General features: G+C 65.7%; 18 protein-coding genes and 1 pseudogene. 7 read left to right on the plus strand and 12 right to left on the minus strand.

All coding sequences use genetic code 11. The features are described 5' to 3' along the window. Positions 1 to 29 precede the first annotated feature (29 nt). Together OKW28_RS32190 and OKW28_RS32195 are read right to left on the minus strand one after the other, a co-directional pair. A complete protein-coding gene (locus OKW28_RS32190; protein ID WP_429451536.1) occupies positions 30 to 1352 on the minus strand; it encodes an ABC transporter substrate-binding protein in 1323 nt (440 codons plus the stop codon). 97 nt (positions 1353 to 1449) lie between these two features. After that, positions 1450 to 2229 carry an L-iditol 2-dehydrogenase gene (locus OKW28_RS32195; protein ID WP_429451539.1) on the minus strand — a complete coding sequence of 260 codons (780 nt, stop codon included), beginning with the start codon at positions 2227 to 2229 and terminating at the stop codon, positions 1450 to 1452. Positions 2230 to 2526: 297 nt separating this feature from the next. Here OKW28_RS32195 and OKW28_RS32200 point away from each other — a divergent pair, with 297 nt between their 5' ends. The 4 genes from OKW28_RS32200 (at position 2527) to OKW28_RS32215 (ending at position 5824) form a co-directional block, all read left to right on the plus strand. Further along, a complete protein-coding gene (locus OKW28_RS32200) occupies positions 2527 to 3021 on the plus strand; it encodes a Fur family transcriptional regulator (RefSeq protein WP_429451541.1) in 495 nt (164 codons plus the stop codon). Positions 3022 to 3112: 91 nt separating this feature from the next. Continuing rightward, the gene (locus OKW28_RS32205) at positions 3113 to 4102 is read left to right on the plus strand and encodes a metal ABC transporter solute-binding protein (protein ID WP_429451543.1); all 990 of its coding nucleotides are present in this window, start codon (positions 3113 to 3115) and stop codon (positions 4100 to 4102) included. Then, the gene (locus OKW28_RS32210) at positions 4099 to 5049 is read left to right on the plus strand and encodes an ABC transporter ATP-binding protein (RefSeq protein ID WP_429451545.1); all 951 of its coding nucleotides are present in this window, start codon (positions 4099 to 4101) and stop codon (positions 5047 to 5049) included. Before OKW28_RS32205 ends, OKW28_RS32210 begins: the two co-directional genes overlap by 4 nt. Next, complete coding sequence (locus OKW28_RS32215) at positions 5042 to 5824, plus strand: metal ABC transporter permease (RefSeq protein WP_429451547.1); 783 nt, start codon at positions 5042 to 5044, stop codon at positions 5822 to 5824. Before OKW28_RS32210 ends, OKW28_RS32215 begins: the two co-directional genes overlap by 8 nt. Before the next feature lie 84 nt (positions 5825 to 5908). On the opposite strand, the gene fghA is transcribed toward OKW28_RS32215, so the two are convergent. The 3 genes and pseudogenes from fghA to OKW28_RS32230 form a co-directional block, all read right to left on the minus strand. Then, positions 5909 to 6760, minus strand: a complete 852-nt coding sequence (gene fghA, locus OKW28_RS32220; protein ID WP_429451548.1) for an S-formylglutathione hydrolase — start codon at positions 6758 to 6760, stop codon at positions 5909 to 5911. Between the two features lie 15 nt (positions 6761 to 6775). Continuing rightward, positions 6776 to 7882 (minus strand): S-(hydroxymethyl)glutathione dehydrogenase/class III alcohol dehydrogenase, encoded by a 1107-nt coding sequence (locus tag OKW28_RS32225; RefSeq protein WP_184023024.1) that lies wholly within the window; start codon positions 7880 to 7882, stop codon positions 6776 to 6778. A 147-nt stretch (positions 7883 to 8029) separates the two neighbouring features. Beyond that, positions 8030 to 9497, minus strand: a pseudogene (locus OKW28_RS32230) (xylulokinase). Between the two features lie 465 nt (positions 9498 to 9962). Between OKW28_RS32230 and OKW28_RS32235 the strand changes: the two are divergent. Next, positions 9963 to 11372, plus strand: a complete 1410-nt coding sequence (locus OKW28_RS32235; protein ID WP_429451552.1) for a nucleobase:cation symporter-2 family protein — start codon at positions 9963 to 9965, stop codon at positions 11370 to 11372. Positions 11373 to 11487: 115 nt separating this feature from the next. On the opposite strand, the gene OKW28_RS32240 is transcribed toward OKW28_RS32235, so the two are convergent. Genes OKW28_RS32240 through OKW28_RS32250 form a run of 3 tightly spaced genes read right to left on the minus strand, consistent with a single transcriptional unit; the run spans position 11488 to position 17482 of the window. Next, entirely contained in the window at positions 11488 to 13008 is a 1521-nt protein-coding gene (locus OKW28_RS32240) for an efflux transporter outer membrane subunit (protein ID WP_429451555.1), read from the minus strand. 1 nt (position 13009) lies between these two features. Continuing rightward, positions 13010 to 16240 carry an efflux RND transporter permease subunit gene (locus OKW28_RS32245; RefSeq protein ID WP_429451558.1) on the minus strand — a complete coding sequence of 1077 codons (3231 nt, stop codon included), beginning with the start codon at positions 16238 to 16240 and terminating at the stop codon, positions 13010 to 13012. Positions 16241 to 16258: 18 nt separating this feature from the next. Further along, complete coding sequence (locus OKW28_RS32250) at positions 16259 to 17482, minus strand: efflux RND transporter periplasmic adaptor subunit (RefSeq protein WP_429451561.1); 1224 nt, start codon at positions 17480 to 17482, stop codon at positions 16259 to 16261. A gap of 428 nt (positions 17483 to 17910) precedes the next feature. On the opposite strand from OKW28_RS32250, the gene OKW28_RS32255 reads away from it, so the two are divergent. After that, positions 17911 to 18552 carry a TetR family transcriptional regulator gene (locus OKW28_RS32255; RefSeq protein WP_429451563.1) on the plus strand — a complete coding sequence of 214 codons (642 nt, stop codon included), beginning with the start codon at positions 17911 to 17913 and terminating at the stop codon, positions 18550 to 18552. A 92-nt stretch (positions 18553 to 18644) separates the two neighbouring features. Here OKW28_RS32255 and OKW28_RS32260 read toward each other — a convergent pair whose 3' ends face one another. Further along, positions 18645 to 19283, minus strand: a complete 639-nt coding sequence (locus OKW28_RS32260) for a cysteine hydrolase family protein (RefSeq protein ID WP_429451566.1) — start codon at positions 19281 to 19283, stop codon at positions 18645 to 18647. A gap of 170 nt (positions 19284 to 19453) precedes the next feature. On the opposite strand from OKW28_RS32260, the gene OKW28_RS32265 reads away from it, so the two are divergent. Further along, on the plus strand, positions 19454 to 20449 hold the full coding sequence (locus OKW28_RS32265) for a helix-turn-helix domain-containing protein (protein ID WP_429451568.1): 996 nt from the start codon (positions 19454 to 19456) through the stop codon (positions 20447 to 20449). A 108-nt stretch (positions 20450 to 20557) separates the two neighbouring features. Here the strand turns inward: OKW28_RS32265 and OKW28_RS32270 are convergent, their stop codons facing one another. From OKW28_RS32270 to OKW28_RS32280, 3 genes are all read right to left on the minus strand, one after another. Beyond that, positions 20558 to 21280 carry a CoxG family protein gene (locus OKW28_RS32270; protein WP_429451570.1) on the minus strand — a complete coding sequence of 241 codons (723 nt, stop codon included), beginning with the start codon at positions 21278 to 21280 and terminating at the stop codon, positions 20558 to 20560. A gap of 35 nt (positions 21281 to 21315) precedes the next feature. Next, the gene (locus OKW28_RS32275; protein WP_429451572.1) at positions 21316 to 21696 is read right to left on the minus strand and encodes a DUF427 domain-containing protein; all 381 of its coding nucleotides are present in this window, start codon (positions 21694 to 21696) and stop codon (positions 21316 to 21318) included. Positions 21697 to 21843: 147 nt separating this feature from the next. After that, positions 21844 to 22338: a carboxypeptidase regulatory-like domain-containing protein gene (locus tag OKW28_RS32280; protein ID WP_429451574.1), complete on the minus strand. Its 495-nt coding sequence runs from the start codon at positions 22336 to 22338 to the stop codon at positions 21844 to 21846. Positions 22339 to 22536: the final 198 nt, after the last annotated feature.

The following is a 22536-nucleotide window of genomic DNA, read 5'->3' on the forward strand; positions in this document are numbered from 1 at the left end:
GCATCGGTCGATGCGGCGGGCCTGCCGGGTTACTTCTGATAACCCGCCTGCTTGACCGCGCGATCCGCCGCCGCGTTGCCGGCCGCGAGCGCCTGGTCGACCGTCATCTGACCGGCGATCGCGCCGGAGATGCTCTGCCCGACCACCGTGCCGAACGACTGGAATTCGGGAATTCCGACGAACTGCACACCGGTGTACGGGACCGGCTTCAAGGTCGGATGATCCGGGTCGGCGGTCTGGATCGCCTTCAGCACGAAGTCGCCGAACGGCGCGGCCTGCTTGTACTCGGGGCGCGCGTAAGTGGACTCGCGCGTGCCCGGCGGCACCGAGGCCCAGCCTTCGTCCTTCGCGACCAGTTCAATGTACTCCTTCGAGGTCGCCCACTCGATGAACTTCTTCGCCGCATCTTGCTGCTTCGACGACTTCGGAATCGCGAGCGCCCACGCCCACAGCCAGTGCGAGCCCTTCGGCGTGACCGCGACGGGCGCCGCGGCGAAGCCGACCTTGTCGGCGATCTGCGACTGCTGCTTGTTGTAGAGCATGCCGGCCGCGACCGTCGCGTCGATCCACATCGCGCACTTGCCCGACGACATCAGCGTCAGGTTTTCGTTGAAACCGTTCGAGCTTGCTCCCGGAGGGCCGTCCTTCTTCAGCAGATCGACGTAGAACGTCATCGCCTTCTTCCATTCCGGCGACGTCAGCTGCCCGTTCCACTTCTCGTCGAACCAGCGGCCGCCGAAGGTGTTCACGACCGTCGTGCCGTACGCCATGTTCTCGCCCCAGCCCGCCTTGCCGCGAAGGCAGATGCCGTATTGCTCCTTGGACTTGTCGGTGAGCTTGTCGGCGAATTGGGCGATCTGGTCGTAGGTCGGCTGGTCGGGCATCTTCAGACCGGCCTTGTCGAACAGATCCTTGCGGTAATAGGTCATCGAGCTTTCGACGTAGAACGGCAGCGCGTACAGCTGGCCGTTCGCGGACAGGCCGTCGCGGGCCGTCTTCACGACGTCGTTGAGGTCATAGCTCGCCGGCAGGTTCGTGATCGGCGCGAGCCAGCCGCGCTTGCCCCATTGCGGGGTTTCATACGCGCCGATCGTCATTACGTCGAACTGGCCGCTGCCGGTCGTGATGTCGGTCGTCGCGCGCTGACGCAGCACGTTTTCCTCGAGGATCACCCAGTTCAGCTTGATGTCCGGATTCGCTTTTTCGAACGCGGGCGACAGCTTCTTCAACTCGATCATGTCCGGATTGTTCAGCGTCGCGATCGTCACCGTCGCCGCCGATGCGCTCAGCGCGAAGCAGGTGGCCGCGCCGGCACCGGCCGCCTTCAGCGCGAATTTGAAAGCTGGTTTCATCGTTGTCTCCTTTCTCGTACGTTATGTGATGCTGCGTTCGTTTGACGGACTGACGCGCCGCTCAGAGCAGTCAACGTGCCCGCTCCCTGCTCTTTATTCAGCTCATCCAGTTGCCGCCGTCGACGTTCAACGTCTGCGCGGTGATGTAGTCGGCATCGGCCGACGCGAGGAACAGCGCGGCGCCGGTCAGGTCGTCGGGCACGCCCATGCGGCCGAGCGGCACGGCCTCGCCGACGAGGCGCTTCTTCTCCCCGAGCGGCCGGTTCTCGTAGCGCGCGAACAGCGCGTCGACCTCGTTCCACATCGGCGTGTCGACGACGCCCGGCGCGATGCCGTTCACATTGATCTTATGCGGCGCGAGCGCGAGCGCCGCGGACTGCGTATAGCTCAACACCGCCGCCTTGGTCGCGCAGTAGTGCGACACGAGCGCCTCGCCGCGCCGCCCGGCCTGCGACGACATATTGATGATCTTGCCGCCGTGGCCCTGCTCGACCATCTGCCGCGCGACCGCCTGCATCAGGAAGAACATGCCCTTCACGTTGACCGCGAACAGGCGGTCGAATACGTCCCAGGATTCGTCGAGGAGCGGGCGCATGTCGAACAGCGCCGCATTGTTGAACAGGATGTCGATCTGGCCGAAGCGGCCGAGCGTGCTCGTGACGATGCGCTCGATGTCCTCGCGGCGCCGGACGTCGGCGCTGACGCTCAGCACGCGCTCGCCGTAGGTGCCGCGCAGCGCGCCGCCGATGCTGTCGGTCGGCTTCACGTCGACCAGCACGCAGCGCGCGCCCTCGTCGAGATAGCGCAGGGCTACCGCTTCACCGATACCGCTGGCCGCGCCCGTCAGAATGGCGACTTTGTCCTGCAATCGTGCCACTGCCTGTCTCCGGTTCGTTTTTACATTTTGGCGCGCAGTGAGCGAACGCTCATCAGGCGATCAATTGCTCGGTTAGTGATCGAATGATCGGATACGGACCGGGTCATGTCAAGGCACGCGGACGAATTTCGATGGTGCAGCGCGGCAGGAGCAAGCCCATTGCGCCACGGTCGCCACGACGCATTCGCTGCGTGCCGCCGCGCGAAGATTCGCGCCGCTGACAAAAAATCGCGATACGTTATATCATTTCGACCTTGCAGCCCGCTCGGGGGCCGCTATGTCAGGAGATTCACGCCGATGACTACCTCGCTCGCCGAACAGCACGCCATGCGGCTCGCGCATGCGGACGCGCACGCCGCGGCGCAGGGGCTCGCGCTGACGCCGCTGCGCCGCCAGGTGTACGCGGCGATCGTCGCGTGCGAGCGGCCGGTCGGCGCGTACGAGTTGCTCGACGCGCTCGCGCCCGAGCGCGGTCGCATGCCGCCGACCACCGTCTATCGCGCGCTCGACTTCCTCGTCGCGCACGGCTTCGTGCACCGGATCGAATCGAAGAACGCGTTCGTCGCCTGCTGCGAAATCGGCGTGCCGCATCGCAGCCAGTTCCTGATGTGCGACGGCTGCGGCGCGACTGTCGAGATTCCCGGCGACGAACTCGCCGACCGCCTGTCGCACAGCGCACCCGCGCATGGCTTCGAGGTGCATCGTCAGGTGATCGAGCTAAGTGGACTGTGCGGGCCATGTGCGCGAGCGGCGAAGCCTGGCGCCGGCGGCGCAGCAGGCAATTCGTCGTGATCAGATGCGCGGCGCCGCGCTAAGCGCCACCCCATATTTGGCCTTGCCACCGCGAGTGGCTGATTCAACTCTCACCCAGCAGGAAACAACGATGAAAACAATCGGCTCGATGTTGTCCAGAGCGCACCGCGCGCTGAAGCGTTCGACGTCTGTGCGCACCCATCTGTGCACCTACCTGCTCGCGATCGCGGCGCTCGGCTTCGGCCACAACGCGTTCGCCGCCGACACGAAAATTCCGGTCGTCGCCGCGGAGAACTTTTATGGCGACGTGGTGCGGCAACTCGGCGGCGATCGCGTCGACGTGACCAGCATCCTCAGCAATCCGGATCAAGACCCGCATCTGTTCGAAGCGAGCCCGGCCACCGCGCGCGCGTTGCAGCACGCGAGCCTCGTCGTCTACAACGGCGCCGACTACGATCCGTGGATGGTGAAGCTGCTGGCCGCATCGAAAGGCGCGCATCGCACAGTGATCGTCGCGGCCGACCTCGTCGGCAAAAAAGGCGGCGACAATCCGCACCTGTGGTACGACCCGGCGACGATGCCGAAAGTCGCGCGCGCGCTCAGCGACGCGCTCAGCGCTGCTGACCCGGCGCACAAGCCGGCGTACGATGCGAACCTCGCGAAGTTTCTCGATTCGCTGAAGCCGATCGACGCGAAGGTCGCCGAGCTGCACGGCCGCTATGCGGGCTTGCCGGTCACGGCGACGGAGCCGGTGTTCGGCTATATGTCGGACGCGATTGGCCTCGCCATGCGCAACCAGCGCTTCCAGCTCGCCGCGATGAACGACACCGAAGCGAGCGCGGCCGATATCGCCGCGTTCGAACGCGATCTGCGTGAGCGGCGCGTGCGTGTGCTGATCTATAACAGCCAGGCCACCGAGGCGCTGACCCGACGGATGCTGAAGCTCGCGCAACAATCGAAGGTACCGACGGTGAGCGTCACCGAAACCCTGCCGGCCGGCAAGACCTATCAGACGTGGATGCTGACGCAGCTCGATGCGTTCCAGAAAGCGCTCGCGGCGGGTGACACGAACGGCGCGATTGGCGCGACCAGCGCGAGCGCGAAAGGAAAGGCTCCATGATTCCGACTGGCCATCAAACGCCAGCAGGTGCGCAATCAGGCGCACCCACCGCGCGCGGCGACAGGCCCGTGCTCGAACTCGACAACGTGACGCTCGATCTGGGCGGCCGCACGATCCTGCGCGATACCAGCTTCGTCGTGAACCAGGGCGAGTTCATCGGCGTGCTCGGGCCCAACGGCGCGGGCAAGACGACGCTGATGCGCGCGGTGCTCGGCCTCGTGCCGGCCGCGGGCGGCGCGATTCGCGTGCTCGGGCGGACGGTCGAGCGCGGCAACGCGTCGATCGGCTATATGCCGCAGACGCGCAGCGCGCTCGCCGGCCGTCGCGTGCGCGGCCGCGATCTGGTCGCGATGGCCGCCGATGGTCATCGCTGGGGCTTGCCGCATGCGGATGCAAAAACGCGCGCGGACGTCGATCGGGTGCTCGAGCTCGTCGGCGGGACGACTCTGTCGAAGCGGCCACTGTCGGAGTTGTCGGGCGGCGAACGGCAGCGGCTCCTGCTCGCGCAGTGCCTGCTCGGCAATCCGAAATTGCTGCTGCTCGATGAACCGTTGATCAGTCTCGATCCGCATCACCAGAAGAGCGTCGTCGAACTGGTGCGGCGCGTGCAGCAGGAGCTCGGCATCGCGGTGCTGTTCTCCGCGCACGAACTCAATCCGCTGCTGAACTCGATCGATCGCGTGCTGTATCTCGGCAGCGGCGTCGCGGCGCTCGGCACCGTCGACGAAGTGATCACGCGGCCGGTGCTGTCGCGTCTGTACGGCTCGCCGATCGACGTGATGCGCGTGAACGGCCGCATCTTCGTGATGTCGGGCGGCGTCGAAGTCGAGAAGCACGATCACGAGCACGAACACGACGAGGACGGCGGACATACGCATTCGCACAGCCACTCACAAAGTCGCCCAAACCCGCACGACTTACGCGACGGACACACGCACGATGTTTGAATACGATTTCATGGTGAACGCATTCGCGGCCTCGGGGATCGTCGCGGTGCTGGCAGGCGTGGTCGGCTATTTTCTGGTGATGCGCGGACAGACGTTCGCGGGCCACGCGCTGTCGCACGTCGGCTTCACCGGCGCGACCGGCGCGGTGCTGATCGGCATCTCGCCTATCTGGGGGATGGTCGGCTTCACGCTCGCGGCCGGTGTGGGCATGGGCGCGCTCGGCGAGCGGCTCGCCGGCCGCGACGTCGCGATCGGCGTAATCCTTTCCTTGTCGCTCGGCTTTGGGCTGCTGTTTCTGCATTTCTTCACCGCCTACGCGACGCAGGTGACGGCGCTGCTGTTCGGCAACGTGCTCGGCGTCAATGCAGCGACGCTCGGTGTGCTCGCGGCGTTGGGCGTCGTCAGTCTGGTCGCGCTCGCGGCCATCATGCGGCCGCTACTGTTCGCGTCGCTGCAGCCGGAGCTGGCCGAAGCGAAGGGCGTGTCGCTGCGCCGCGTGTCGGTGCTGTTTCTCGCGATCGCCGCGCTGGCCGTCGCCGCTTGCACGCAGATCGTCGGCGTGCTGCTCGTGTTCACGCTGATGGTGGGGCCGGCCGCCGCCGCGCAGAACCTGAGCACGCGGCTGTCGACGGGTCTCGTGCTCGCGGCCGTGTTCGCGCTCGCGCAGGCGTGGCTCGGGCTGACGCTCGCGTTCTATACCGATTGCCCGACGAGCTTCTGGATCACCGTGCTGTCGGCGGTGGTGTATGGCGGGAGTCTGTTGAAGCGGCATTGAGCGGCGCTTACGCCGATCAAATGAAAAAACGGCGGCACATGACGTGCCGCCGTTTTTTATTTCATGCCGCGCTACCCGACGTTTTCAGCCGAGCAACACCTTCGCATGATGCGCGAGATGATCCTCGACGAACGTCGAGATGAAGTAGTAGCCGTGGTCGTAGCCTTCGTGCCGGCGAAGCGTAAGCGGTTGACCCGCGGCCTTGCACGCCGCTTCGAATACGTCGGGATTGAGCTGCGTGGGCAGGAACTGATCCGCGAGCCCCTGATCGACGAGAATCCCTTCCGCGAACTTGTGCGTCGCGTGCGAAACCAGCTCGCTCGCGTCGTACTGCTTCCACGCTTCACGGTTCTCGCCGAGATAACCGCTAAACGCCTTCTCGCCCCACGGACAACGCATCGGCGCCGCGATCGGCGCGAACGCCGACACCGACCGATAAATGTCTGGATTGCGCAGCGCGAGCATCAGCGCGCCGTGCCCGCCCATCGAATGACCGAAGATGCCGAGACGCGCGCGATCGATCGGCAGGTTCGCCAGCGCCGTTTCGCGCAGCTCGTCGCGCACGTACGAGTCCATGCGGTAGTTCCGCGCCCACGGCTCCTCGGTCGCGTCGACATAAAAGCCCGCGCCGACGCCGAAGTCCCACGCATCGCTCTCGCCTGGCACGCCCGCGCCGCGAGGGCTCGTATCCGGCGCGATCAGCGCGATGCCGTGCCGGGCCGCGAAGCGCTGCGCGCCGGCCTTGATCGCGAACGTCTCTTCGGTGCAGGTCAGCCCCGCGAGGTAGAACAGCGCGGGCACCTTCGCATTGCCCCGCAACGCCTGCGGCGGCAGATAGACCGAGAAGCGCATCGGCAGACCGATGGTGCGCGACTCGTGCCGGTAAAAGCGCTGCTCGCCGCCGTGGCAGGCGTGCGACGATAGTAGTTCGAGCATCGCGACGCTCCTCGCTTAGTAGAGCACGACCGAGCGGATCGACTCGCCCTTCTTCATCAGCTCGAAGCCCTCGTTGATGCGCTCGAGCGGCAGACGGTGCGTGATCAGATCGTCGATATTGATCTTGCCTTCCATGTACCAGTCGACGATCTTCGGCACATCGGTGCGGCCGCGCGCGCCGCCGAACGCCGAGCCCTTCCACTCGCGGCCCGTCACGAGCTGGAACGGCCGCGTGCTGATCTCTTCGCCCGCCGCCGCGACGCCGATGATGAACGACTGGCCCCAGCCCTTGTGCGTGCATTCGAGCGCCTGGCGCATCACCTTCACGTTGCCGATGCATTCGAACGAGTAGTCGGCGCCGCCGTCGGTCAGCTGCACGATGTGATCGACGACGTTCTCGACTTCGTTCGGGTTGATGAAGTGCGTCATGCCGAACTTCTTCGCGAGCTCGACGCGGCCCGGGTTGAGATCGACACCGATGATCTTGTCCGCGCCGACCATCTTCGCGCCTTGAATCACGTTCAGCCCGATACCGCCGAGCCCGAACACCACCACGTTGGCCCCCGCCTCGACCTTCGCCGAATACACGACCGCGCCGACGCCGGTCGTCACACCGCAGCCGATGTAGCAGATCTTGTCGAACGGCGCGTCTTCACGCACTTTCGCGACCGCGATCTCCGGCACGACGATGTAGTTCGAGAACGTCGAAGTCCCCATGTAGTGAAACAGCGGCTTGCCATCGAGCGAGAAGCGCGAGGTCGCGTCGGGCATCAGACCTTTGCCCTGCGTCGCGCGGATCGCCTGGCAGAGATTCGTTTTGCGCGACAGACAGAACTTGCACTGACGGCATTCGGGCGTGTAGAGCGGAATCACGTGATCGCCCTTCTTCAGCGTGCCGACGCCCGGCCCGACATCGACGATCACGCCCGCGCCTTCGTGGCCGAGAATCGCCGGGAAGATGCCTTCGGGATCGGCGCCCGACAGCGTGTAGTAGTCGGTGTGGCAGATGCCCGTCGCCTTCACTTCGATCAGGACTTCACCGGCGCGCGGACCTTCGAGATCGACTTCCTCGATCGTCAACGGGGCGCCGGCTTTCCATGCGATTGCTGCTTTGGTCTTCATCGTCAATGCTCCTGTGAGTCCGTGAATGCGAAATGGCATCGCGTGCCGGCGACTACGTGGCGCGCGAAAAGCGTCATGGTATTGCATAGTGCGCGAAGGCTGCGTCGCCGATGGCTGCGCTCGGCACCGTGTTCAACGCCGTCGCTGTCACTGCGCTTCGCACGGCGCGCTACCACCAAACCACGGCTCGACCCGGCCATACAGATCGATGAAGCGCGCATAGCGTTCAGCAAGCGCCGCATCGCCGCGTGGACCCGCGACGCGCGTCGCGCCCGGCGCGAGCGCGGCGAGATCGCGCGTCTGCCAGTGGCCGCACGCGAGACCGCCGAGGATCGCCGCGCCGCGCGGCGCCGCGTTCGGGCAATCGACCGGCATGCAGGTCGACGTCGAGCGCATCGGCGAGCAGTTGTCGCCAGCGCGCATCGACGGAGCCGCCGCCCGCGAGCTTGAGCGCCGTTACCGGCGCGCCGCTCGCGCGAATCGCGTCGAGCCCCGCGCGCAACGAGAACGCGACGCCCTCGAACGCAGCAAGCATCATCGCGCCGCGCGTATGCTCGAGCGACAAACCGAGCCAGCCGCCGCGCGCCTGCGGGTTCAGCCACGGCGTGCGCTCGCCGGTCAGGTACGGCAGGAAGCTCAGCGTCGACGCCACTTCAGCGGCGGCATGAGCGCCTGCATCAGCCGCATCGTCAAAGGCCTCTCGGTAAGCCTCCGCCCACCCAAACGACAGCCACCCGCGCACCCGCTCCAGCGCGATGCCGACGTTCTGCATCGCCGCCATCCGATACCAGTGATCGCTCGCCGCGCGATAGCGATGCAAGCCCTTCAACGGCGCAGGCTCGTCGTTCGCGAGCACGACGATCTGTCCGCCGGTGCCGGTCGTCAGCAGCGCGTCGCCGTCACGCACGAGTCCGCTGCCGAGCGCCGCGCACGGCGTATCCGCGGCGCCGGTTGCGAGCGCGATACCGGCGCGCAAGCCGAGTGCCTGTGCGGCCTGCGGCGACAGCGCGCCCGCCGCCGCATACGACGGCGCCACAGGCGCGAACCACTCAGACGGAATCTCGAGGCGTTGCAGCAGCGCCGTGTCCCACGCGCCGGCGGGATCGGCGAGCGCGGTCGCGCACGCGTCGGACGCATCGGTCACGCACGCGCCGCCGAGCGCGACGCGCAGCCAGTCCTTCGGCTGCAGCGCCCAGCGCGTGCGGCGCGCGGCATCCGGTTCTTGCAGCACGAGCCAGCGCAGCAGCGGTCCGGCCATGCCGGGCGCGACCGGATTCGGTTGCGGCTCGGGCCACGCGTCGAGCATGGCGAGCGCGCGAGAATCGGGCCACAGCATGGCGCGCCGCACCGCTGCGCCGTTTGCATCGAGCAGCACGACGCCGTGCATCTGGCCAGAGAAGCCAATCGCGCGCACGCCGTCACGCAGTTCGCGCGGCAGGCCCGCCATCGCATGGACGAGCGCGTGCCACCAGGTCTCGACGTCGATTTCGGCCCAACCCGCGTGCGGAGTTACAAGCGCATAAGCGACGCTCGATACCGCCTGCTCGCGTCCATGTTCGTCGACGATTGCCGCTTTCAGGGAGCCGGTGCCGAGGTCGATGCCGAGAAAACTCATGAGCGCAGGGACGTTGAAATGAGGTGGAGGAAGAGTCAGCGAGACTGGCGACGAAGTCGGAAAGCGAAGCTCAAAGGCGAAGCTGCACAGACGCCGCGAACGTTGAACAAACAGCTCGGATAACACGCGAAAAAAACTATTCGCGGGTTAACCCCGCCGTGCTGCGAGCGTCATCAAAACAGAACTATGCGTGAAGCGTGATACACGTCATTGATTCTCACACATATCCCCTCGCGCGACGAACCCGCGCCGCGCACGCCATGCACCGCCCGCGGCCCACACTGCATAGGGTTCTCTGGCGTCCGACGGCCGATCCGTCCCACGCGTGGCTTTAATTTGCCTTTCAAAATAGGTCTCTGCATATCGTTGCCGGGAATGCCGGAATAGCCACGTATGGTCTTGTTGCGACTTTTCGTCCCCGATACCTTGGAGTCATCCCAAAACGAGATGGTGGAGACAGACGATATGCAAGCGAACACGGTTCACCCGTGCGACGAGCGCCTACCGGCGGGCCAGTTGCTCACTCTCGGCATCCAGCACGTGCTGGTCATGTACGCTGGCGCGGTCGCGGTGCCGCTGATCATCGGCGCCGCGCTGAAGCTGCCGAAAGACCAGGTCGCCTTCCTGATCAGCGCCGATCTGTTTTCGTGCGGCATCGCTACGCTGATCCAGACGCTCGGACTGTGGATCTTCGGCATCCGTCTGCCCGTCATCATGGGCTGCACGTTCGCGGCCGTCGGCCCGATGGTCGCCATCGGCACCAATCCTTCGCTCGGCATCCTCGACATCTTCGGCTCGACGATCGCGGCCGGCGTGATCGGCATTCTGCTCGCGCCCGCGGTCGGCAAGCTGTTGCGCTTCTTCCCGCCGGTCGTGATCGGCGTCGTGATTTCGGTGATCGGCCTGTCGCTGATGGAGGTCGGCATCAACTGGGCGGCCGGCGGTGTCGGCAATCCCGACTACGGCAATCCGGTATATCTCGGCCTGTCGCTGCTCGTGCTGACGCTGATCCTGCTGATCAACAAGTTTGCGAGGGGGTTCGTCGCCAATATCTCGGTGCTGCTCGGCATCGTCGCGGGCTTCGCGATCGCGCTGATGCTCGGCCGCGTCAACCTGGACGGCGTCATGCACGCGCCGTGGGTGGGCTTCGTGATGCCGTTCCACTTCGGTCTGCCGCGCTTCGATGCGCTGTCGATCGCGACGATGGTCACCGTGATGTTCGTCACGTTCATCGAATCGACCGGCATGTTTCTCGCGGTCGGCGACATGGTCGATCGTCCGGTCGATCAGAAAACGCTGGTGCGCGGCTTGCGCGTCGACGGTCTCGGCACGCTGATCGGCGGCATCTTCAACTCGTTCCCGCATACGTCGTTCTCGCAGAACGTCGGGTTGATCGGCGTGACCGGCGTGAAGAGCCGCTTCGTCTGCGCGATGGGCGGCGTGATCCTCGTGCTGCTCGGCCTCTTCCCGAAGATGGCGCAGGTGGTCGCGTCGGTGCCGGCGTTCGTGCTCGGCGGCGCGGGCATCGTGATGTTCGGCATGGTCGCGGCGAACGGCATCAAGGTGCTGTCGCGCGTCGACTTCGTGAGGAATCAGCACAACCTCTTCATCGTCGCGGTCAGCATCGGGCTCGGCCTCGTGCCGGTCGTCTCGCCGCACTTCTTCTCGCAACTGCCGCCGGCGTTCTCGCCGCTGCTACATAGCGGGATTCTGCTCGCGTCGGTGTCGGCGGTCGCGCTGAACCTGATCTTCAACGGCGTGAAGAGCGAGAAGAAGGCGAAGAGCGAGCTTCGCCGCGCCGGGCACGATCTCGACGCCAGCGCGGGCGGCGAACCGCAGAGCAACGAGATGCTGCGGGCGGCGGATCTGCACTGAGCTTTTGATGCATCGATGATGCGGCGAGCGGCACCGAACGCCGCGAATCAACAAAAACGCCACGGCATGCCGTGGCGTTTTTGCTTTACTTCAGCGGTTCATCGAGCCGAAGCGCTTACCCTGCCGTCGCCGCCGAAGCCGCGACCGGTGCGCTCGCCGCACCGTAGTCGACCGGCGCGTCGGCGGGACGCGGCTGATCGCCGTTGTGCTCGATCCAGCCGCCGCCGAGCGCCTGGTACAGCGTGACCAGGTTCTGCAGACGTTCCATGCGCGCGGTGACCAGCGCCTGCTGAGCCACGTACAACGAGGTCTGCGCGGTCAGCACCGAAAGATAGCTGTCGATACCGTTCGTATAACGGAGGGTCGACAGATCCAGCCGGCGCTGCTCGGCCGCGACCTCCCGCTCGAGCGCCGCGATCTGCTCGTCGTACGTGCCGCGCGCGGCCAGTCCGTCCGCCACTTCGCGGAAGGCCGTCTGGATCGCCTTTTCATACGTGGCGATCTGCACGTTCTTCTCGATGTTTGCGAGATCGAGGTTGGCCATGTTCTGACCGCCCTCGAAGATCGGCAACGTGATCGACGGCGCGAAGCTCCACGCCGCCGAACCCGGTTTGAACAGCCCGCCGAGCGTCGGGCTCAGCGTGCCGGCGCTGCCGGTCAGCGTGACCTTCGGGAAGAACGCCGCGCGCGCCGCGCCGATGTTCGCGTTGGCCGCGAGCAGATTCTCCTCGGCTTCGATGATGTCGGGACGACGCGTCAGCAGATCGGACGGCAGGCCCGCCGGAATATCCGTGAGCAGGCTCTGGTCGTTCAGCGGCAGGCCGCCCGGCAGATCAGCCGGCAACGGCTCGCCGATCAGCAGCACCAGCGCGTTGTCAGCCTGGGCCCGCAAACGCGTCTGCGTCTGCAGGTCCGCGCTCGCGGTCTCGACGACCGTTTGCGCCTGACGCAGATCGAGTTCCGAACCGGTGCCGTTGTCGAACTGCAGCCTGGTGATCCGATACGACTCCTGCGCCGTCTTCAACGTGTTCTGCGTGACCTTCAGCAGATCGTCCAGTTCGAGCACCGTCATGTACTGGTTCGCCACCTGCGACACCAGCGCGATTTCCGCGGACTTGCGCGCCTGCGCGGTGCCGAGGTACGTGGCCAACGCCTGATCCTTCAGGCTCTGCACGCGCCCGAAGAAGTCGATTTCCCACGACGCGTTCAAGCCCACCGAATACGTGTTGGTAATCGTCGGGCCGTTGGGCGACGCCAGCAGATCGCGCGGCGTGCGCTGCCGGCTTTGCGAAGCCGCGGCGTCGAGCGTCGGGAACAGGCCCGCGCGCACGATACGGTACTGCGCCGCCGACGCCTGCATGTTCAGCACCGACACGCGCAGATCACGGTTGTTCTTCAGCGCGATTCCGATCAGCTGCTGTAGACGCGGATCGACGAAGAAGTCGCGCCAGCCGATGTCCGCGGCGGCCTGGCTGTTCGCGCTGCGCGCGCCCTGCGCGCCCGGCTGCTGGTCGTACACGCCGCCCGTCGGGAAAGTCGCCGTCACGGGCGCCGCGGGCCGCTGGTAATGCGGCGCCAGCGTGCAACCCGTGGCGAGCAGCGCGACCGCCACTGCAATCAAAGAGTGTTTTTGCATCTCAATGCCCATCCTTGCCCGAGCCATTGCCATCCGACCCGTCGGTCGTGCCACCCGCCGCGCCGCCTTGCGGATCGTGCGGATGGTGCTGTTCATAGTGGCGCAGCGCCTCATCCGGGTCTTCCTTCTCACCGCCGAACTTCGCGCGAATCACGACGAAGAACATCGGGATCATGAAGATCGCGAGGAAGGTCGCCGTCAACATGCCGCCAATCACGCCGGTACCGATCGCGTGCTGGCTTGCCGAGCCCGCGCCGTTACTGATCGCGAGCGGCAGCACGCCGAGAATGAACGCGAGCGAGGTCATCAGGATCGGACGCAACCGCAGACGCGCCGCTTCGAGCGCGGCTTCGATCGGTCCCATGCCTCCACTCTGCTGCAGTTCTCGCGCGAATTCCACGATCAGAATCGCGTTCTTCGCCGACAGACCCACGGTGGTCAGCAGACCCACCTGGAAGAACACGTCGTTCTCGAGCCCGCGCAGCGTCGCGGCCAGCAGTGCGCCGATCACGCCGAGCGGCACCACCATGATCACCGAGAACGGGATCGACCAGCTTTCATACAGCGCCGCGAGACACAGGAACACGACGAGAATCGAGATGCCGTACAGGATCGGCGCCTGCGAACCCGACTGACGCTCTTGCAGCGACAGGCCCGTCCACTCGTAGCCGACCCCCGCCGGCAGCTTGGTGACGATCTGTTCCATCGCCGCCATCGCCTGACCGGTCGACTTGCCCGGCCCGGCCGCACCCTGGATTTCCACCGACGAAATACCGTTGTAGCGCTCGAGCTTCGGCGAACCGAACGTCCACTCGGTGTTCGCGAAGGCCGAGAACGGCACCATCGCGCCCGCGCCGTTGCGCACGAACCAGGCATTCACGTCTTCCGGTTTCATCCGGAACGGCGCGTCGCCCTGCAGGTAGACCTTCTTGATCCGGCCGTCGGTGTCGAGGAAGTTGTTCACGTACGCCGAGGCCCACGCGATCGAGAACGTCTGGTCGATCGAGGCGAGCGACACGCCGAGCGCCGAAGCCTTCTCGTGGTCGATGCTCACCTTGAACTGCGGCGTATCGTTCAGGCCGTTCGGACGTACCTGCGCGAGCGTCGGATCTTTCGCCGCCAGACCAAGCAGCATGTTGCGCGCTTCCATCAGCTTCGCGTGACCGATACCCGCGCGGTCCTGCAGCTGGAAGTCGAAGCCCGCAGCCGTGCCGAGTTCAGGAATCGACGGCGGATTGACCGGGAACACCGTCGCGTTCTTGTAGGTGCTGAAGTGCATGTAGAGACGGCCCACCAGCGCTTGCACCTTCTGGTCCGCATGCTGGCGCTGCGCGTAGTCCTTCATCCGCACGAACACGAGACCCGCGTTCTGGCCACGACCCGCGAAGCTGAAGCCGTTAACCGTGAAGGTCGATTCGACGATCGCCTTTTCTTCGTTCAACAGGTAGTCCGACACGTCCTTCAGCGCGCGCGCGGTGGTTTCCTGCGTGGAACCCGACGGCGTTTGCACCAGCACGAACATCGTGCCCTGGTCTTCGTCAGGCAGGAACGACTTCGGCAGTCGCACGAACAGCAGCCCCACCGCGAAGATCACCACCATGTAGATGATGAGCCAGCGGCCCGAGCGCTTGATCACGTGGTGCACGCCCGAGTGATATTTGTCGCGGCTCGTGTTGAAGGTACGGTTGAACCAGCCGAAGAAACCAGTGGCTTTTTCGTGATGACCCTTCGGAATCGGCTTCAGGATCGTCGCGCACAGCGCCGGCGTCAGAATCAACGCGACGAGCACGGACAGCACCATCGCCGCGACGATCGTCAGCGAGAACTGCCGGTAGATCGCGCCGACCGAGCCGCCCGAGAAAGCCACCGGCACGAACACCGCCGACAGCACGAGCGCCACGCCGACGAGCGCGCCGGTGATCTGGTCCATCGCCTTGCGAGTTGCATCGCGAGGCGACAAGCCCTCCTCCTGCATCACCCGCTCGACGTTTTCCACCACCACGATCGCGTCGTCCACCAGCAGACCGATCGCGAGCACGAGACCGAACATCGACAGCGTGTTGATCGAGAAACCGACCACGCTCATGATCGCGAACGTACCGAGCAGCACCACCGGCACCGCGATCGTCGGGATCAGCGTGGCGCGCAGGTTCTGCAGGAACAGGTACATGACGAGGAACACCAGCACGATACCTTCGAGCAGCGTCTTGACCACTTCCTCGATCGACAGGCGCACGAACGGCGTCGTGTCGTACGGGTACTGCACGACGAGACCGTGCGGGAAGTACTTCGACAGTTCTGCGATCTTCGTGCGCACCGCCTTCGCGGTGGCGAGCGCGTTCGCGCCCGTGGCGAGCTGGATACCGAAGCCTGCCGTCGGCTGACCGTTGTACTTGGTGTCGAAGTTGTAGTTTTCGCCGCCGAGCTCGACGTGCGACACGTCGCGCAGACGCACCTGCGAGCCGTCCTGATTCACCTTCAGCAGGATATTGCCGAACTGCTCGGGGGTATTGAGCAGCGTCGCCTGCGTGATCGTGGCCTGCAGCACCTGACCCGGCACCGACGGCGTGCCGCCGAGCGAGCCGCCCGCGACCTGCACGTTCTGCGCCTGCAGCGCGGTTTCGACATCGAGCGGCGTCAGACCGAAGTTATTCAGCTTGTTCGCGTCGAGCCAGATGCGCATCGCGTACTGCGAGCCGAACAGCGTCACCGTGCCCACGCCGTCGATACGGCTGATCGGATCCTGAATGTTCGACGCGACGTAGTTCGCGAGGTCGTACTTGTTCATGCTGCCGTCGGTCGACACGAACGCCATCACCAGCAGGAAGCTGCTGCTCGACTTCGTGACCTTGGTGCCGAGCTGCTGCACCGCTTGCGGCAGCAGCGGCGTGGCGAGCTGCAGCTTGTTTTGCACCTGCACCTGCGCGATGTCAGGGTTGGTGCCGGCCGCGAACGTCAGCGTGATGGTGGCCGTGCCCGTGTCGTCCGAGGTCGACGCGAGGTACAGCAGGTGGTCCAGACCACTCATCTGCTGCTCGATCACCTGCGTAACGGTGTTTTCCACCGTCTTCGCCGAAGCACCCGGGTAGGTTGCGCTGATCTGGATGGACGGCGGCGCGATGGTCGGGTATTGCGCGATCGGCAGCGTGAACACCGACGCGAGACCCGCGAGCATCAGGATGATGGCGATCACCCATGCAAAAATCGGGCGATCAATAAAGAACTTTGCCATGAGGCGGGCTCCCTGTTATTACGCGCCCGAAGCGGCGGAGGCAGGCTGAGCCGCGGGTTGACCTGTCGGGGCGCCGTTTGCGGCGGCGTCGGAAGCCGGGTTGCCGGGCAGCTGCGCCGGCACGGGCTTGACCTGCTGGCCGGGACGCGCCTTGTCGGTGCCCTGGACGACCACGCGGTCACCCGGCTTCAGGCCGTTCGACACCACCCAGTACGAGCCGAAGGTGCCCGAGGTGACGAGCTGACGCAGCTCGACCTTGTTGTCGTTGTCGACGACGAGCGCGGTGGGCTGACCCTTCTGGTCGTGCGTGACGCCCACTTGCGGCACGATCAGCGCGTTCTGGTTGACGCCCTCGTCGATCTTCGCGCGCACGAACATGCCCGGCAGCAGCACGTGGTTCGGGTTCTTGAAGATCGCGCGCACCGTAACCGAACCGGTGCCCTGGTCGACGGTCACGTCGGTGAACTGCAGCTTGCCCTTCTCGGAATAGATGCGGCCGTCTTCCAGCACCAGCGTGACCTGCGCGGCGCCCGGGCCGGTCGTCTTGAGACGCCCTTCCTGCATGTCGCGGCGCAGCTTCAGACCATCGAGGCTCGATTGCGTGAGGTCGGCGTACACCGGGTCGAGCTGCTGAACCGTGGCCATCAGCGTGGCCGCGCTCTGCTGCACGAAGGCGCCCGGCGTGACCTGCGACACGCCGATCTGGCCGGTCACGGGCGAGGTCACGTCGGTATAACCGAGGTTGATCTGCGCGGTATCGACCGCGGCCTTGCCCGCAGCGACGTCGGCGGCGGCCTGGCCTTCGGCGGCAACCGCGTTGTCGTAGTCCTGCTTGCTGACCGCGTTCGCCGCGACCAGCACCTTGTAGCGATTGGCCTGCGCGGTGGTCGTCACCAGGTTCGCCTGCGCCTTCGCGAGTGATGCCTTCGCGTTGTTCAACGACGCGATGTACGGCGCCGGATCGATCTTGTACAGACGCTGGCCGGCCTTGACCTCACTACCCTCGGTGAACTCGCGGCGCAGCACGATGCCGTCGACCCGCGCGCGCACCTGCGCGACGAGGAAGGCACTGGTACGGCCGGGAAGTTCGGTGACGACGGGCACGGTCGTCGGCTGGAGGGTGACGACGCCGACTTCGGGCGTCTGTGGCGGCGGGGCAGATTGTTTTGGTCCGCACGCCGCCAGCAAGATGGCAGCCGTCGCGGCACTGATTAAGCGGAATGGAACCCGTTCGACGCGCATGGAGCGACCTCTGTCAAAGACTGAGTAATGAAAAAGTGCGCGCATCCCTACCCCGGGGACGACAGCGCACACAAGCGTCTCGCGACGCTCGACCGGAAGCCCATGGATGCAAACCTGCGCCTGCAGGGCACCCTGCTACGAATGCGCCATACAGGGGAATGCCGCGCAGCGCCGCCGTTTGGCGGCCGCGAAAGCGCTTTCGAAAGGCAACAGTGACGGATATTAACCGCTCGTCACGGCTTGGGCTATCCGTTCGTGGGGTGCTATTATATATACATTCACGAATGCATGTAAAAGTGCATTCATATCTTCCGAGGCTGGGGTACCGCAGATTCGCGTCGCAATTCGCTTCAGAAGTAGTCAAAGCATCATCAGACTGACTTAAAACTGTCCGCATAAACCCCAGGATCAGCGCAGGCTACACCAATATGGTCAGAAGAACCAAAGAAGAGGCGCTGGAGACGCGCAACCGGATTCTCGACGCGGCCGAACAGGTCTTCTTCGAGAAGGGTGTATCGCGCACGTCGCTGGCCGATATCGCCCAGGCCGCGGGCGTCACGCGCGGCGCCATTTATTGGCATTTCGCGCATAAGAGCGAGCTGTTCACCGAAATGTTCGACCGCGTGCTGCTGCCGCTCGACGAACTGAAGGCGGCGTCGCTCGATCCCAACGAAGTTGATCCGCTCGGGCGCCTGATTGAAATCTGCGTGGTCTGCCTGCGCGACACTGCCAACGATCCCCGCCGCCGCCGCGTGTTCGACATTCTGTTTCTGAAGTGCGAGCTGGTCGAAGATATGGGGCCGGTGATGGAACGGTATCAGACCAATATGCGCGAGGGGCTCGCGAAGATCGAGGGCGGTCTGCGCAATGCGATCTCCAAAGGCCAGATGCCCGCCGACCTCGACACGAAGCTTGCCGCGGCGATGGTCCACGCGTTCGTCGGCGGCTCGTTGCGCGACATGCTGTTTTTGCCCGACGCGACCGACTTCGGCTCGCAAGCGCAGCAGATGGTGGAAGCGATGTTCGACGGCTTGCGCCTGAGTCCGGCGTTGCGCAGGAAGGCGGCGTAGAAGGCGCGCCAGGGTGACGGATTGGAAAAGCGGGCGGTTCGGTGAACCGCCCGTTTCTGTTTTTGGACCGGACCACCGCCCCTGCGCCGGGTTCAGGCAACCGCCCGGCGCGCTCGCGCCGCCTGATTCGACGCATAGATGTTGCCGCGCTCGAGCGGCGCGCCGCTCTTTAGCGCCGCGATCCATTGATCGGTGCTCGCGACCGCCGCGAAGCGCGACTGCAGCACCACGCTGAACACGCGATGAATCTCCTCCGCGCTCGCGAAGCCCGCGCTGTTTTCATACGGCACCGAGCCGGTTGCGTCGTGCAGGAACTCGACGGCGAGGCCAGCATGCACCGCGTGGTTGATCGTCGAGGCATCGCAATTGTGGGTCATGTAGCCGGTGACGCTCAGCGTATCGATCTGCCGGGCGGCGAGCCACTCGGCCAGATCGGTCCCTGCGAATGCGCTCGGCAGCGACTTCTCGACGAAATGATCATGAGCGCGCGAGCTCACGACCGTGTGCAGTTCCGCGCCCGCGCTGCCGCGCGCGAACAGCGGCGAGGTGGCGGGCGCGAGGTTCTGCACGATCACGACCGGCACGCTGGCGGCGCGCGCTGCATCGATCGCACGACCGATGTTGGCGAGCGACGTGCGCACGTCCGGAAATTCGATCGGCAGGTCGCCGCTCACGTATTCGTTCTGCACGTCGATGACGATCAGCGCACGGCGCGGCGCGGGTGTGCTCATGGCAAGGCTCCTTGTCAGAAAAAGCGGTCGATGGTGCGCGCCCAGCGCGGTGGCCGCGGCGCAACGGCAATGACGGCATTGTTGCTCCGCTGCCCGCCCGTCGACAGCGGCCCGAATGACAACCTTCGCTAGAATCGGGCCATACTTATGGCTTTCATGAGGCGCCCGGCATGACCACCTTCGCATCTTCCAACGACGTCTCCGATCAGGCGCCGCGCCACGTCGTTGCCGTCGTCGCGTTCGACCGCATCAGCCCGTTTCATCTGTCGGTGCCGTGCGTCGTGTTCGGCGAGGACCGTCGCGGCGGCGGTGTTCCCGCCTTCGACTTCCGCGTCTGCGCCGCGGAGACAGGCGCGCTCGCGACGACCGCGGGCTTTTCGATCGCGGTCACGCACGGACTCGAAGCGCTTGCCGACGCGCAGACGATCATCGTGCCGAGCTGGCGCGATCCCGCCGAAACCCCGCCCGCCGCGCTGCTCGACGCGCTGAGGGCCGCGCATGCGCGCGGCGCGCTGCTCGTCGGCCTGTGCCTCGGCGCTTTCGTGCTGGCCGCCGCGGGCATCCTCGATGGACGGCCAGCTTCGACGCACTGGGCCTGGGCCGACGACTTCGCGCGCCGCTATCCGCGCGTGCGGCTCGACGCCGACGTGCTGTACGTCGACGACGGCAACGTGCTGACCTCGGCCGGCACCGCCGCCGGCCTCGACTGCTGCCTGCACGTGCTGCGCAAGATCTGCGGCGCGCGGGTGGCGAACCACGTCGCGCGCCGGCTGGTCGTGTCGCCGCATCGCCAGGGTGGCCAGGCGCAATACGTGCAGCAGCCGATGCCGCCGAACCCGCGCGGCGATCGCCTGTCCGGCCTGCTCGACTGGGTGAGCGGCAACCTGGCCGCGCCGCATACGCTCGACACGCTCGCCGCGCGCGCGTTGATGAGCCGCCGCACCTTCACGCGGCGCTTCCGGCTCGCGACCGGCACCACCGTCGGCGCGTGGCTGCTCGCGCAGCGGCTCGCGCGTGCGCAACAGCTGCTGGAAAGCACCGACGAGTCGGTCGAAGCGATCGCGGCGAGCGCCGGATTCGGCTCGGCCGCATCGCTGCGGCAGCATTTCGCGGACGCGTTTCGCACGTCGCCGAGCGCGTGGCGGCGGGAGTTTCGCGGGGATTAGATGAAGGCGGCGGGAGCACCGCTATTTCGTAGTGCGTCACCGGGATTTCGTAGTCGCGCGGGGATGTTTGTCGCGCGTTCCATCAGGGGCTGCGCGCGACTCGCGGCCTCAATGCTCGCTGAACCAGCGCGCGACATACAACAATAGTGCGACCAGAAAGATCATCCCGGCCCACGCCCAGTACGGCACGACATGCTGACCGGGCTCTTGATGCGACCAGCTATGCGACGCGCTCGCCGCGCGCCCCGACAGCGCATGGCTGTGCTCGATTCGCGCTCGCCGCGCGATGCCGCCGAGCGTGATCGGCCGCAAAAACACGTACTGGCGACGCGGCGCCGTGCCACGCGCGCGGTTCGGCCCTTTGCCGTGCTTGGCGCGCACGACGGCGTCGAACTCGGCGAAAAAATCGTCGGCGATCTGACGCAAGGCGTTCTCGAGCTGGCGCGTCGGCAGCTCGGCGAGCGGTCCCGACGACGTCGCCCACAGTGCGTAGTCGATGCGCGTGCCGCGCTCCCGCCCCTCGTCCGCGCGCAAACGCACTTCGATCTGACCGCGCAACGCGCCGATGCCCTCGGCCAGGGCCTTGAAGTTGATGGTGCGGCGCTGCGCGTCCGCCGGGCCGGAATCCTGGCCGGCGACGTGCGCGCGCGCCTGATAATGCGCGCGCAACGGGCCGAGCGGCACGGTCATCGTCAGCGCGTATTCGCCGTGGGCGAGACGCACGAACGACTCGCAGTTGTCGAGGCTGGCACGCAACAGCGCGAGGTCCTGCAACGCGTCCCAGACCTCGGACGGCGCCAGCGGAATCCGTAACGCGTCGTTCAGTTCCATGACAACCTCCCCCGATGAACGCGCCGACTGCGGGATCAGGACGTCTGATCGATGCGGTCGACGCGCGATGCGTAAAAAGCGAGATAGCCCTTGATGCGACTGACCTGCTCGAACGGCGCCTCGTAGCACCACACCGCGTTCTCGATCACGCCATCTTCGGTGCGCAGATGGAAGTACGACGCGTCGCCCTTGAACGGGCAATGCGACGTGTGCGTCGAGCGTTCGAGCCGGGCCATGTTCACGTGCTCGCGCGGGAAATAGAACACGTCGGCGAGGCCGGTCTCCGATAGCGTCAGCGCGGCCTGGGTGTCGGCCATCGTCACGCCGCCGTGAATCACGCGCACGCGGTGACCGTTGTCGCGGATCATGATGGTATGGCCGTCCAGCCGTTCCGCAGATGTCGACGCATCGCTCATGTCCAGGCTCCGTGATGGGGTGGGTGCTGCACTGCCGGCTGTTGCCGCCGGAACGGCAAAGCCACGGGAGCTGCCCGTGGCTTCATTATCGGCCAAACTTCGGCCGATTGCGCAAGCTTGCTGCGCGGCGGCGGACGGATCGACCCGTTACTTCGCGTTCCAGATGAACGCGGATTTGACGTTGCCGTGCGCCAGCACGCTAACCGAGCGGGCTTGCTCGCTGTCGTTGTATTTCGCGTGCACCGTATAGCGGCCGGGGCTCAAGCGCACCAGCATGAACGGTCCGCGCGACGTCGTGTTCAGCACTTCGCCGTTATGGGCATCGACGATACGCACGTGCACATCCGCGAGAAACTCGGCGTTGGGTCCGGTGAAGCGCAACGTCAGTGGCCACTGGCTTTGCGCTTGTCGCAACGCCCGCGATTCGTCGAGGCCGACGCCGCCCGACACGTACGACACGTCGCCCTGCTGCTGGACTTGCGGCAGACCGCCGCCGTTGGTGTTGCCCGCGCTGGTGTTGTCGGTCGTCGAGCCACCGGTCACGCCCGCCTGCTGCGCGTACGCACCGCGCGCCGGTCCGAGCGCGAGCGCCGCGCACAGCGCGACGGCTACGATCCCTTGCTGAATGCGTTGGGTTTTCATCGGTTCGCTCTCCTTGTTGCAGTCCTTGCCCAGTCCCCGAACAGGCCCAAATCAAGGTCGAAGCAACCTGCGTGCCAACCGTCCGGTCGCGTCGACTGGACATGCGCGACCGCGGCACCAAGTCGCGTGGCGCGCTTCGCCCTATCCGCGCTGCTCGCCGTAGCACGGTGCGGACAGGCGAAAAAAAAACCGGTCCTT

The sequence above is a fragment of the Paraburkholderia sp. 40 genome, from assembly GCF_050434105.1.
In the GTDB taxonomy this organism is placed as follows: domain Bacteria; phylum Pseudomonadota; class Gammaproteobacteria; order Burkholderiales; family Burkholderiaceae; genus Paraburkholderia; species Paraburkholderia tuberum.

Bases quoted from the DNA above. Each gene is read 5' to 3' on its own strand.
- OKW28_RS32190 (WP_429451536.1), bottom strand. From the start codon at position 1,352: ATGAAACCAGCTTTCAAATTCGCGCTGAAGGCGGCCGGTGCCGGCGCG.
- OKW28_RS32200 (WP_429451541.1), top strand. From the start codon at position 2,527: ATGACTACCTCGCTCGCCGAACAGCACGCCATGCGGCTCGCGCATGCG.
- OKW28_RS32205 (WP_429451543.1), top strand. From the start codon at position 3,113: ATGAAAACAATCGGCTCGATGTTGTCCAGAGCGCACCGCGCGCTGAAG.
- OKW28_RS32210 (WP_429451545.1), top strand. From the start codon at position 4,099: ATGATTCCGACTGGCCATCAAACGCCAGCAGGTGCGCAATCAGGCGCA.
- OKW28_RS32215 (WP_429451547.1), top strand. From the start codon at position 5,042: ATGTTTGAATACGATTTCATGGTGAACGCATTCGCGGCCTCGGGGATC.
- fghA (WP_429451548.1), bottom strand. From the start codon at position 6,760: ATGCTCGAACTACTATCGTCGCACGCCTGCCACGGCGGCGAGCAGCGC.
- OKW28_RS32225 (WP_184023024.1), bottom strand. From the start codon at position 7,882: ATGAAGACCAAAGCAGCAATCGCATGGAAAGCCGGCGCCCCGTTGACG.
- OKW28_RS32235 (WP_429451552.1), top strand. From the start codon at position 9,963: ATGCAAGCGAACACGGTTCACCCGTGCGACGAGCGCCTACCGGCGGGC.
- OKW28_RS32240 (WP_429451555.1), bottom strand. From the start codon at position 13,008: ATGCAAAAACACTCTTTGATTGCAGTGGCGGTCGCGCTGCTCGCCACG.
- OKW28_RS32245 (WP_429451558.1), bottom strand. From the start codon at position 16,240: ATGGCAAAGTTCTTTATTGATCGCCCGATTTTTGCATGGGTGATCGCC.
- OKW28_RS32250 (WP_429451561.1), bottom strand. From the start codon at position 17,482: ATGCGCGTCGAACGGGTTCCATTCCGCTTAATCAGTGCCGCGACGGCT.
- OKW28_RS32255 (WP_429451563.1), top strand. From the start codon at position 17,911: ATGGTCAGAAGAACCAAAGAAGAGGCGCTGGAGACGCGCAACCGGATT.
- OKW28_RS32260 (WP_429451566.1), bottom strand. From the start codon at position 19,283: ATGAGCACACCCGCGCCGCGCCGTGCGCTGATCGTCATCGACGTGCAG.
- OKW28_RS32265 (WP_429451568.1), top strand. From the start codon at position 19,454: ATGACCACCTTCGCATCTTCCAACGACGTCTCCGATCAGGCGCCGCGC.
- OKW28_RS32270 (WP_429451570.1), bottom strand. From the start codon at position 21,280: ATGGAACTGAACGACGCGTTACGGATTCCGCTGGCGCCGTCCGAGGTC.
- OKW28_RS32275 (WP_429451572.1), bottom strand. From the start codon at position 21,696: ATGAGCGATGCGTCGACATCTGCGGAACGGCTGGACGGCCATACCATC.
- OKW28_RS32280 (WP_429451574.1), bottom strand. From the start codon at position 22,338: ATGAAAACCCAACGCATTCAGCAAGGGATCGTAGCCGTCGCGCTGTGC.